The following is a 10,942-nucleotide window of genomic DNA, read 5'->3' on the forward strand; positions in this document are numbered from 1 at the left end:
TCTTTCTGCGCTTATGCAATGGAATAGCCATCCGGCTATTCCACCGCCGTAACCGTCCAAAAAGCCACTAGACATCCCGTCCAAAAACCTCCTGGACTCCGTGTCCAAAAAGTCCCTAGACATCACAAAGGCGGCCTAGAACCAGGTAGCCGGACGCACTTTATTCGCCGTGTCCACGAGGGCGTACCGGTGCTTGGCAAAGGGCGCTCTGCGGGCCTGCTGCCGCAAGGTGATGGCAAGGCCGCGGCGTAGACCTTTCACGGTGAAGTCGAACTCGAAAAGCTGCGTGCGGGAGCTCGCGGACTCGACGTTGTTGCCCATGAGGTAGGTCAGCCCGGCGCGGAGCACCGCGATTTTGATTTGCAGCAGCCGTGGCTCGTTCGTGGGGATTTCTTCCAGTCGGCGCGCGGCGCGGCGGATGCGGGATTCCGTCAACGTATCCCCAACCAGGTACAAAATGCTGGTCAGTTTAGCCATCCGGTGGTGGCGGGACTGTTGCGGCACTTTGTCCAGGGCAGCCACGGCCATTTCCACCTCACGTTCAAACATGAGCTGGCGTGCCAGGCCAAATGCGGAGGACACTGTGGTGGAATTAGCCGCCCACACTAAGGCGTAGAGCCGCATGGAGTTCAAGCGAAGCGTCTGCGGATTGGTGGAGACATGGCTCCAATCGGAGGTGAGCACGCCATCTTTTTCCAGGCGGCGGAAGTAGGAATTGGGGAGCTCGCCAAGATCGGTGCGGATGGAGGCGAGGTGGCGGGGGAGGGTGTCGTCGATAAGCTCTTCTTGCCGGTGTCCACTTTCTTGCAACATGAGCTCATCTACCGCGGCGAGCGCGAGTTTGGGGGCAGCTTCGCCCGGCACGATGTTCAACACCCGAGCGAAATCTGCCTGCGCGGCTGTGAAATCCCCCCGGACGAGCTCCGTGAGCGCCCGGTACCAGTGGAAACGCCAGTTGTTGCGTAGACGATCGTCGAATTGGCTGAGCCAGTGGCGTGCTTGTGCGGTCAGTCCTAGGTCCAACATCGCGCGCACAACGCCGAAGGGGATCTCTGCGGAATGCTCGTACTCGGGGGTTTGCATTGCTTGGCGCAGAGATTCAAGGGTTTCCTGTGGTTCCGCGTAGGATGTGCCGGAGAGCAGACCCGCACCGACATCCGAACGGTCAATCAACGGCGTGGGCAGGGCGGAGAGCACCTCTGAGGGGGTGATTTCGACGGTGCGATCAATGCCATCAATAAGCTGATCCGTCCGGAACACCAAGTGCTTCGTGCCAAAGGTGGTACGTTGCGGCGAGAACAGGGAGTGCTGCGCCGGGTGCGCGATCCCATCACGGATGGCAATGACCTCACGCAACACGCCGAGTAGCTGCACCTCCAGCTCATCGACGGACTGGAAACGCTGCGCCGGATCTGGGTCGCAGCATCGCGCGAGCAGGCGGTACAGGGAGATGTAACGGCGAAGCGTTTTCGACGAACTTGGTGTGGGCAGCTCGTGTGTATAAACGCCGTCGACCTTAGGCAGATCCAGGATCAGCGCCGCGAGCGTGCGCCCCACCGTGTAAATATCACTAGCTATGGATGGCCCCTCCCGCGCCACCTCCGGCGCCTGATAACCCTTCGTGCCGTAGATGTAACCGTACGCCCCAATGCCGCTGACCGCGCCCAGATCAATGAGCTTCACCTGGTCCTCGGTGACAATGATGTTGTCCGGCTTCAGGTCGTTGTACACCACCCCGCGGCTATGCAAATACCCCAGCGCTGGGAGGACCTCCAGGATGTACGCGATGGCCAGATCGATCGGGAGCAGGTGATTGCGCTGCGCGTTTCTGCGTTCACGCAGGGATGGCCCACCCACAAACTCCATCACAATAAAGCCGCCCGCCACCCGCGGATCATCAATGAAGTTAAAAATCTTCACGATCCCGGGGTGTGTAATATCCGCCAAAAACTCCCGCTCCGCTGCCGCTGCGTTCGTCTCGTCTTCGCTTTTTTCGGACTGCAAGCCCTTTAACACCACCACGCGCCCCGCTACATAGTGGTCTTGCGCCAGGTAGATCCAGCCCATGCCACCATGCGCAATGACACCCTGGATCTCATACTGTCCTGCAACCACGTCGCCCCGCTGAAGTTGTGGTGCCGGGATGCCTTTATTCACCACTGCCTCGGTGGGATCTCGAAGCGCCTCCTTCGGCTCTGACGGCGCAATCCACGGAAGTTCCACCATGCCGTCCGCCACCGACCGTGCTTGGCGTTGTGCCCCGCGCAGCTCCTTGAACTTCTCTAATGCTTCACGGCGTGACCGTTCCGATGTACTCGCCTGCAACTCCGCAATCTGCTGCGGGGTCAACCCCGCCAGCGCGCCTGTGCCTGCGCTACCTGCACCCGCTGTGCCCTGCGTGGTGTGTTCCGTGAACTCGGTGAACTCTGGCGGAGTTGCCTGCGTCGCCTGGGTTGCCTCCGGGGCGTCCCGCAGCGCATCCAAATCTTTGAGCAGGTCGGCGATTTCACCGGTGCCCTCATACAGTGCATCTGCGTCAACTTCTTCGTCCGCGAAGGGGTCGAAAAGGACGGCCTCAGTGTGCTCACTCGTGCTTTCGGGCTCGCTACGAAGGTGTTCGATGGCCTGGTCAATGTCCCGGTCAGGAACCCACGTTCCGTCGGTTGGGTTGGGGTCGGAGTGGTCGGATTTAGTCATCAGTTTCCTCCCGGTAGACCGGCTGCGGCGCAGTGCGTGGGGCAATATGCGGTCCAAGCCAACGTTTGAACATTGCGTCCCATGTGCCATCCGTGCGCACGCGGTTGAGGGTGTGGTTGACCTGGCGGGTCAGGCCGTCATACCCCTTGGGTATCCCCACCGCGTAACGTTGCTGCGCAAAAGGCTGGCCGGCCACGGTGGTCAGCGGATCTTGCGCGGCAAAACCTGCCAAAATGGTCTCATCTCCCACGAGCAAACCCGCCTGATACTGCTGCAGCGCCATTAAACAATCCGTCCAGGTGCGCGTGCGCATTAGCTCCTGATGCGGAAGATTCTCGCGCGCAATATCCACGATGTTGGACCCCGCGGCGACACAAATGCGCTCATCAGTCAGGTCATCAGTGCCCTCAAGGTGGGAGCTTGTAGGCACGAGCATGCGTACCGAGGAATCCAGGTACGGCACCGAAAAGTCCACCTCCTCCGAGCGCTCCTTGGTTATGGACATCGTCCTAATCACAATGTCCACCTGCCCTGCCACCAAGGATTCCGTACGCATTGAGGAATCCACAAAGCGGAAATCAACCCTCTCTGGATCCCCGAAAATGTCCCGTGCAATTTCACGGGCCAAGTCCACCTCAAACCCCTTGAGCTCGCCCGTCGCGTTGTCGCGAAAACTCAGCAGATATTGGGACTGATCCACGCCCACGATGATGCGGCCACGCTTGAAAATATTGGGCACCCGCTTCTCCGGATTCTCCCGACTGGGGCGCAACGAACCGGGCCAATTATAGGGTTCCACCTCTGTTTCTGGTGCGTGGCCCGGTGGGTCCACCACCGCTCCAGCCGGCAGTGGCAGGTCCTGCAACGCTGCCGGCTCGTCCCCAATCCCCGGCTGTACGGGTTGCACTGGGGTGACAGAGCAGGCAGCCAGTGTCCCTGCCACGATTGCCAGCACCGTCGCGCCCTTTGCAAAAGTAACTCTCATTACAGGTACTCCTGAATTCTCGGCCGAACACCCAACCACGCCATGAGGAAAGCCAAAACCGTCAACACCATCACGCCTGGTGCGACGCTGTCTGAGGCTTTCAAACTGTTGGTGATGTGCGTGCGCAGATCCGTTCGCGACTGGGAGATCAGCTCCGCCAGACCCTTATCCAAGGTTTGGAAGGAGGAGGCGGTGGACGGGGAGGCGTCCACAAGCTCTTGCGATGCTGCAATATCCACGGCCCGCGCGTAATCGCCTTGCTGCAGCGCAGCCATCATGCGTGAGTGGGAGACGCGCCAATCCGTCAAAGCACGACGAGTGGTGGCCACGCGCTCCGGGTCCGCAGTGGGCGCAACTGCATCCAATGCCCCGGTCACCTCGTTCGCCGTGTCGCCCATCTCCGGACCAGAACGCTCACCTGTCCGGCGCGTGAGCAGGGTCAACGTCTCGGTCGTGCGTGTTTCCTGCGCAGTAATGCGCGCGCTGGTCAGCTGCTCGAACTGGTCGCTCGCAGCCTCAAATCCGCCTGTACCCGCCAGCCAGGATGCTGAGTTCGCGCTGATCACCCACACTGCCGCCGCAAGCATCAGCGCGGTGGACATCAGGAACCCACGGTTCAAGCGACGCCGGAACATTCGCCACAGCACCCACTGCGTAAACACCAGCGCAGCAATTCCAGCGAGCAAGCCGGACAGTGGGAACAGCTGCGGCAGGGTCAGCCGCCGCATCTCCTCATCCACCTGGTCGCGCGTGATATTCAGCAGGCGCTCTGCTTTAGTCAACATCGTCTCACGCATCAGGGTGGACGCCTGCGTCATGTACGCCACGCCCAGCGGGTTACCCACGCGCTGATTCGCCTGTGCACGCTCCATCAGCCCGGTGTACTGCGGCAACATCCGCTGAATATCACGGGTCAGCTCCTGCACTTCTGCGGCATGCTCCGAGTGATCGCCGGCTAACGCACTACCGCGCACGACCTCATCCGCGGCGATAACGGCTTCATCAATCGTGGCCACATACCGCCGGTGTGATTCCGCGGTCTGCAGACCCGGCTGCACAAAAGACGTGGTGGCCAATGTATCTGCCTGGCTCAAACTGGTGTACAGGGTGTGAGCCGAATTACTGGTGGGCTCGGTGGCATTCAGTAGAGTCTCTAGAGCGTTTTCTCGCGATTGTCCCGATTGGCTCATTGCATAACCACTGGCCAAGAGCATCACGCTCAGCACTATCATGAGGGCCAGAAGCCGGCCCAGACTGGTGCTCAGGAAGTTCCACGCGTCCTCCAGCCACCGGCCGGTGCCCCCCAAGGATTCGTAGAACTTGTCCCGCAGACCCTGTAGGCCTGTCCGTGACGGTGCATCTTCGAGGGAATCTAGCCACGCATCCTCATGTTCTTGGAGGTCTGCCTGAGGCCGGGACTTCCGGGGGCTGAACCGCGGTAACCGCACGCGGGAGCCACCTCCCGCATTGTCCCTGGCCTGACCGGCCGCCTCCGTGCGCGCCATTGCCCCAGAATACAATGCTTATGTGACAGGTGGGGCACAACAACACTCGCAGGTAGGGTAGCGCGTATGGAAGGTGACGGAAACGGTTGGGTCGAAGGCCCACACGGCAAACAGGTATGGGGCAAGCACGGTGCAGCCGGACTCTTTCTCCGCGCCGGGAACACGGTCCTTCTACAGCACCGCGCGCATTGGGTTGCGGACGGTGGCACGTGGGCTTTGCCTGGCGGGGCCCGTGACTCCCACGAAACGGTCGAGGAAGCAGCCCTGCGCGAAACAGTCGAGGAATGTGGAATCGCCCCAGCTCTCGTGCTTATTGACGCCGCTGTGGTCACCGCCGGCACACCCCCCGGCTGGACCTACACCACTGTCCTCGCTCGCACCACCACCGGCGAGCCCATCCCACTTGAACCAAACGCTGAGTCTATGGAACTGCGTTGGGTTCCGCTGGAGGAGATTAGGAAGTTTGAGTTGCATGCGGGGTTTGAATCGTCGTTAAGCAAACTTCTGTGGCACGCTAAAAACCATGATCGAAGTTAACAGCCTGACGAAGGAGTACGGCAAGGTCCGCGCTGTCGACGACCTGACGTTCACCGTCGAGCCGGGCGTAGTCACTGGATTTCTCGGACCGAACGGCGCAGGTAAATCAACCACGATGCGCATGATCCTCGGCCTCGACACACCCACCACAGGCACCGCGCTTATCGACGGCACCCCCTACCGCTCCCTCTCCAACCCCCTCAACAAGGTGGGAGCGCTGCTGGATGCGAAAGCTATCCACCCGAACCGCAGCGCCCGCAACGCCTTGTTGTGGCAGGCGCAAGCCTCCGGCATTGACACCTCCCGCGTTGATGCGGTACTGGACCTTGTTGGCCTGACGTCCGTGGCAAACAAGAAAGTCGGCGGATTCTCACTTGGCATGGGGCAGCGCCTCGGCATCGCCGCCGCCATGCTCGGCGACCCCGAATACCTCATCCTTGACGAGCCTGTTAACGGCCTCGACCCCGAAGGCATCCGCTGGGTCCGCGAACTCCTCCGGCGCTTCGCCGCCGAGGGGCGCACCGTCCTCGTGTCCTCCCACCTGCTCGCTGAGATGGCACAAACCGCTGACCACCTCATTGTGATTGGCAAGGGCCGCCTCGTCGCCGCCGGCTCCGTCCACGACTTCATCAAGGAAAACTCCGTCCTCACCACCGTTGTGCGGACCCCGCACCTGGCCGAATTTAGTGCCGCGTTGGAATCCGAAGGCATCTCTTTCACCCAAGGCGTGGACCCAGAGGGTCGCCCAACTATCGAAGTGGCGGGAAACTCCTCCGAACACATCGGCGCCCTGGCTTTCTCCACCGGCGTCATGCTCAGCGAACTTACCGAGCGCCGCGCCTCCCTCGAAGACGCCTACATCCGGCGCACCGAGGGTGCCGTGCAGTACGCCGCAGCAGAACTCGCGGGCGGGCGGGCACCGGCCCCTTCAGCCCCAACTGTTCCGGCCCCGACGTCCCGGCCCGCTCCAGCTGCTCAAGATCTTCAAGGAGGCGCGCACCGTGCTTAACACCATCATTTCGGAGTGGACCAAACTCCGCACAACCGCCTCTTTCTGGTGGACGTCCAGCATCGCTATTGCCCTGAGTATCGGGTGGACCATCCTGATGGCGTCCCTTGATTCTCCTGATACGCCTTCTTATGGCGGCGCCTTGGTCGTCGCCGGTTTTGCCAGCTTCGGCCTGCTCACTCTCATGATCCAGGCAGTCATGGTGGTGACCACCGAATATCGGTACAAGGTCAGCGCAACCAACATGACGCTGACGCCTCAACGCTGGAAGGTCGCATTGGCCAAACTCGTTGTATACGGCGGGTACGCGACAGCACTGTCCTTCCTGATCCTCGCAGTCAGCTTCGTCATCGGTGACCTGATTGCCACCAACCCCATCGGTTGGGCCTCCAACGAATTCACCCGCCGTTCCCTCTGGGCTGTCCCACTAGCCACCTTCGTATCATCGCTGCTTGTGCAGGGAATTGGTTGGATTGTGCGCCAGACTGCCGGCGCTTTGGTGGTGTACCTGGGCTGGCAGTTCGCTGTCGAGCCGCTCATTGCGTTCCTACCCAAGGTGGGCCAGGAAATTCAGGCCTACGCACCGTTTAAGAACCTGCAGCACTTCACTACTAACATTCCTAACCCCGGCCCGCAGCCAGGAGTGGATGCCCCCATTGAACTTTGGCAGTCCCTGCTTCTTTTCGGCGTGTGGGCTGTGGTGCTATACGGCATCGGTTTGCTGTTGCTGGAGAAGCGCGACGTCTAGCCTTGGTTATGGTAAGCGTGAAGGATTTTGAAGGCGTTCAAGACTGCTCGCACTAAAAGACCAGGTAAATAGTTGGGTTTTACCAACCATTGGTCTGAATGGTGTCAAATCCTTCACTCATCATTGCGAGCCTCTACTGCACCGCCGACGTCAACTTCATCACATTATCGATGTAGCGGCGGGTCCACGGGCGCTTCTTCCATTCCTCGAGCGTGAGTTGGTGGGAAACGGAGAGGTATGAGGCAGCGAGATCACAAAGCTGGGTGATCAGGGGGCCCTCGAGGACAAACAGACTGTTCTCGTAGTTGAGGGAGAAAGAACGCATGTCCATGTTGGAGGAGCCGACGATGGCGATTTCGTTGCGGTGAGCCCCAGGCCCTGATCCAGGCTCAGACCCACCCTGCGTCCACACGGCAGGGTCCGCGATGGCGAACTTGGTGTGTAGGACGTACGGGGCAGGGAATTGCCAGATGTGCACGCCGGCCTCGAGAAGCTGCTGGTAGTAGGCGGATTGAGCATGGTGGACCATGAATTGGTCGGCCCTTTCGCCGACCAGCAGATCAACGCGAACGCCCCGGTAGCAGGCGGTAGTGATGGCTTCCAGCATGGAATCATCGGGAACGAAGTAGGGGGAGCAGAGCACCAAGCGTTGGCGGGCGTGGTGGATGAGGGTGTTGAACATCCTCAGGTTTGGTTCGGTGTTGTAGCCGGGGCCAGACGGGATGAGTTGGAGGATGTTTTGGTCGTGGTCGGCAGTGTCATCATCAAACGGGGCGCGGATGGACAGGATTTCATCGGCCTCTGTGTACCAGTCCACGGCGAACATGGTTTCCAGGGAGGCGACGACAGGTCCGGTGAGTTCGATGAAGGTGTCCACCCATTGGCGGGCTTTCCGCACGTGACTGGGCATGAGGTAGGAGCGGTCGATGAGGTTGAAGGAGCCCATGAAGGCCACACTGTCGTCAATGATGAGCAGCTTGCGGTGGTTGCGCAGGTCCGGGCGCCGGAAGGTGCCTCGGAGGGGCTGGAGAGGCAGCATGAGGTGCCAGTCAATGCCGGCGGCGGTCATGCGTTTTTTGAAGGCGCGGAAGCCGGGGTATTTCTGGGAGCCGATGTGGTCGAGCAGCACACGCACGGGCACCCCACGGTCCACAGCGCGTTCCATGGCTTCCCACACGGGTGCGGTGGTGGAGTCCCAGGCCATGGCATAAATCTCTACATGGACGTGGCTTTCGGCGGTATCGATGGCTTCGGCTAAGCGCCGCATGGTGGCTTGGTAGTCGGTCCACACCGCTTTGACGTGGCCATCCAGTGCCGGGAAGCCGGTGAGTGTGCGGTTGAGGTGCGCCATGGATGCCACCTCATCTGTTACGGACGCGCCGGCGGGGTAGTCGGGGAAGTCCTCGTGGACGTCGTTGAGGATCGCGTTAGCTTGGCGCTGGATACGGTGGCGTCGCCGGGATAGAAACGTTGAGCCGAGAAAGAAGTACAGCGGCAAACCCAAAAACGGGATGAGCAGAATGACCAGCAGCCACGCGTTCGCGGATGAGGGTTTCCGGTTCTCCGGGATCACGCCGATCACGGCGAATTTGATGGTGTAGTCAATCACCATCAGGACGAGTTGGAGGGTGGAGAGGCTCATCGGACTTCGTCAATAAGCAGGGCGCTCAAGTCATAGTCAGCGATGACTGGCGCGTGGTCGGAGGCCTTCTCACCGGCGCGCTCTTCAAGGTCAACCCATGCGCGCGTGGGGAGCTGTGGCGAGGCGAGCTGGAAGTCGATGAGCATGCCCTCGCCACGTTGGAACCGCATGCCTTTGTAATCGAAGTAGGAGTACGGTTCTTCGTGTTTTACCTGTGTCAACCCGAACTCTACGACACGCTGGAAGGCCGCGCGCTCGGGTTCGGTCACGTGGGTTTTGCCTTCAAAGAATGCGCGCTCCCACACGTCTTTGTCTGTGGGGGCGATGTTGAAATCTCCGCACAGCACCTGCGCTTTTTGCTTATCCGCGACCTCCCCCAACCTCCACAAAAACTCCAACTTGTAGTCGTAGTGGCGGTCCGCGATCTCCCGGCCGTTAGGGACGTAGAGGCTCCACACCTCCACCCCGTTGCACGTGGCACCTACCGCGCGGGCTTCCCGGTTTTGGGGTTTGGCTGGGTCCTTGTCAAAGCCGGGTTGGTTGGGGAAGTGGTCCTTCACACCTTCCAGGCCGACGCGGGAGATAAGCGCCACGCCATTCCACTGGTGGTAGCCCACGTGTGCCACCTCGTAGCCGACGGCCTCAAATGCCGAGTAGGGGAACTTGTCGTCCGAGCACTTCGTTTCCTGCATGGCAAGCACGTCAATGTCGTTGCGCTCCAGGAATGCGACAGCGCGGTCGACGCGCGTGCGCACCGAGTTGATGTTCCACGTGGCAATTCGCATGGGCACTAGCCTAGATCACAGCGCGCGTATCGGTGCCGGTGGTGCTCGATGAATCCCAGTTTGGTGTACAGGCCGATGCCGGCATCGTTGCTGGCCAGCACCTGGAGGTACGCATCGGTGGCTCCTTGGCGCTTGCCCCAAGCGAGCATCTCCGCCCCGAGTTGGGTGCCCAGTCCGCGGCGCCTGAACGCCGGTGCCACCTCGACGGCGGAGTAGCCGAGCCACACCCGGCCGTCGTCAGACGAGGTAATGGTGCCGCGGGTGACGGCCACGGTCTCGCCTTGGTGGGTGAGGCGGCCGAAACCGAGCTCGCCCTCAATCTCATCGGCGAGTTCCGCCAGCGCTTCCGGTGGCAGTGGCTGCCCGCGGAAGTGGTACATGGCCAGCCAGTCTGCGTCCGGGCGTGGATCGATACGAAACGCAAAGTCTGTTGGCTCCAGCACTGGAGCCGGATCCAACAGCGAGCGCGTCATCACGAGGATCTCCGGGCCGAGGGTCCATTCCGGCCTGCCCTCAATCGCCCGCAGCGCCGGCGCGCCAATCCGCTCTGGGATGAGCAGCTGCGCGGGGAGGCCTTGCTCCCGATAGAACGAAATAATCTGTTCCAGTGGCACCTGCCGGAAACCGCCCGAATGGCCAAGTGGGGTTGCGGAGTTGGAGCGCTCGGCGATGTCGGAGCCGGCGCGGGTAAGCCAGTCGTCGAAAAGCATGCGCGATTGGCCTGGAAACGCGCGAGCATAGGCGGTCTCAACTGCGCGAATATCTGAATTGCGGATGCGGCGCGGGCTCATCCGGCGCACGATCAACGGATCGTCGATGCGGATTGCCTCGGCCTCGGACGGCAACCCGCCCACCTTCTGTGGTCGCACTACAAGTGGGTCTAGCGAGATTACGTGCCCGATCACATCCGTCAAATGCGAACCTGCGCGGCGCCGCACCACCACCCGATCACCCGGGCGTGCCGGGCCCTGACGAAACGCCACCGCTAATGCCCGAACGGGTCGGGGTCCGTGCCGGGAAGCCACGTGTTGCCC

At 61.1% G+C, this 10,942-nt stretch carries 9 protein-coding genes; 3 read left to right on the forward strand and 6 right to left on the reverse strand.

What is annotated here, in order from left to right:
- Nucleotides 1–135: 135 nt before the first annotated feature.
- From F4V54_RS08695 to F4V54_RS08705, 3 genes are read right to left on the reverse strand one after another with little or no spacing between them, the layout of a single operon-like run.
- Nucleotides 136–2,697 (reverse strand): serine/threonine protein kinase, encoded by a 2,562-nt coding sequence (locus F4V54_RS08695; RefSeq protein WP_150386884.1) that lies wholly within the window; start codon nucleotides 2,695–2,697, stop codon nucleotides 136–138.
- The gene (locus F4V54_RS08700; RefSeq protein ID WP_150386885.1) at nucleotides 2,690–3,682 is read right to left on the reverse strand and encodes a glutamate ABC transporter substrate-binding protein; all 993 of its coding nucleotides are present in this window, start codon (nucleotides 3,680–3,682) and stop codon (nucleotides 2,690–2,692) included. The genes F4V54_RS08695 and F4V54_RS08700 overlap by 8 nt, the downstream gene beginning before the upstream one ends.
- Nucleotides 3,682–5,187 (reverse strand): hypothetical protein, encoded by a 1,506-nt coding sequence (locus F4V54_RS08705; protein ID WP_150386886.1) that lies wholly within the window; start codon nucleotides 5,185–5,187, stop codon nucleotides 3,682–3,684. Before F4V54_RS08705 ends, F4V54_RS08700 begins: the two co-directional genes overlap by 1 nt.
- A gap of 66 nt (nucleotides 5,188–5,253) precedes the next feature.
- Here F4V54_RS08705 and F4V54_RS08710 point away from each other — a divergent pair, with 66 nt between their 5' ends.
- From F4V54_RS08710 to F4V54_RS08720, 3 genes are read left to right on the forward strand one after another with little or no spacing between them, the layout of a single operon-like run.
- Complete coding sequence (locus tag F4V54_RS08710; protein WP_150386887.1) at nucleotides 5,254–5,724, forward strand: NUDIX domain-containing protein; 471 nt, start codon at nucleotides 5,254–5,256, stop codon at nucleotides 5,722–5,724.
- Nucleotides 5,711–6,733 carry an ABC transporter ATP-binding protein gene (locus F4V54_RS08715; RefSeq protein ID WP_102723469.1) on the forward strand — a complete coding sequence of 341 codons (1,023 nt, stop codon included), beginning with the start codon at nucleotides 5,711–5,713 and terminating at the stop codon, nucleotides 6,731–6,733. The genes F4V54_RS08710 and F4V54_RS08715 overlap by 14 nt, the downstream gene beginning before the upstream one ends.
- Nucleotides 6,726–7,481: an ABC transporter permease gene (locus tag F4V54_RS08720; RefSeq protein ID WP_150386888.1), complete on the forward strand. Its 756-nt coding sequence runs from the start codon at nucleotides 6,726–6,728 to the stop codon at nucleotides 7,479–7,481. Before F4V54_RS08715 ends, F4V54_RS08720 begins: the two co-directional genes overlap by 8 nt.
- 133 nt (nucleotides 7,482–7,614) lie before the next feature.
- Here F4V54_RS08720 and F4V54_RS08725 read toward each other — a convergent pair whose 3' ends face one another.
- Genes F4V54_RS08725 through F4V54_RS08735 form a run of 3 tightly spaced genes read right to left on the reverse strand, consistent with a single transcriptional unit; the run spans nucleotide 7,615 to nucleotide 10,891 of the window.
- Nucleotides 7,615–9,123, reverse strand: coding sequence for a phospholipase D-like domain-containing protein (locus F4V54_RS08725; protein ID WP_102723471.1), 1,509 nt, complete (start codon nucleotides 9,121–9,123; stop codon nucleotides 7,615–7,617).
- Nucleotides 9,120–9,908 carry an exodeoxyribonuclease III gene (locus tag F4V54_RS08730; protein ID WP_150386889.1) on the reverse strand — a complete coding sequence of 263 codons (789 nt, stop codon included), beginning with the start codon at nucleotides 9,906–9,908 and terminating at the stop codon, nucleotides 9,120–9,122. Before F4V54_RS08730 ends, F4V54_RS08725 begins: the two co-directional genes overlap by 4 nt.
- A 5-nt stretch (nucleotides 9,909–9,913) precedes the next feature.
- A complete protein-coding gene (locus F4V54_RS08735) occupies nucleotides 9,914–10,891 on the reverse strand; it encodes an N-acetylglutamate synthase, CG3035 family (protein WP_150386890.1) in 978 nt (325 codons plus the stop codon).
- Nucleotides 10,892–10,942: the final 51 nt, after the last annotated feature.

Origin of the sequence: Corynebacterium tuscaniense, from assembly GCF_008693065.1 — a bacterium.
In the GTDB taxonomy this organism is placed as follows: domain Bacteria; phylum Actinomycetota; class Actinomycetes; order Mycobacteriales; family Mycobacteriaceae; genus Corynebacterium; species Corynebacterium tuscaniense.

Bases quoted from the DNA above. Each gene is read 5' to 3' on its own strand.
- F4V54_RS08695 (WP_150386884.1), bottom strand. From the start codon at position 2,697: ATGACTAAATCCGACCACTCCGACCCCAACCCAACCGACGGAACGTGG.
- F4V54_RS08700 (WP_150386885.1), bottom strand. From the start codon at position 3,682: ATGAGAGTTACTTTTGCAAAGGGCGCGACGGTGCTGGCAATCGTGGCA.
- F4V54_RS08705 (WP_150386886.1), bottom strand. From the start codon at position 5,187: ATGGCGCGCACGGAGGCGGCCGGTCAGGCCAGGGACAATGCGGGAGGT.
- F4V54_RS08710 (WP_150386887.1), top strand. From the start codon at position 5,254: ATGGAAGGTGACGGAAACGGTTGGGTCGAAGGCCCACACGGCAAACAG.
- F4V54_RS08715 (WP_102723469.1), top strand. From the start codon at position 5,711: ATGATCGAAGTTAACAGCCTGACGAAGGAGTACGGCAAGGTCCGCGCT.
- F4V54_RS08725 (WP_102723471.1), bottom strand. From the start codon at position 9,123: ATGAGCCTCTCCACCCTCCAACTCGTCCTGATGGTGATTGACTACACC.
- F4V54_RS08730 (WP_150386889.1), bottom strand. From the start codon at position 9,908: ATGCGAATTGCCACGTGGAACATCAACTCGGTGCGCACGCGCGTCGAC.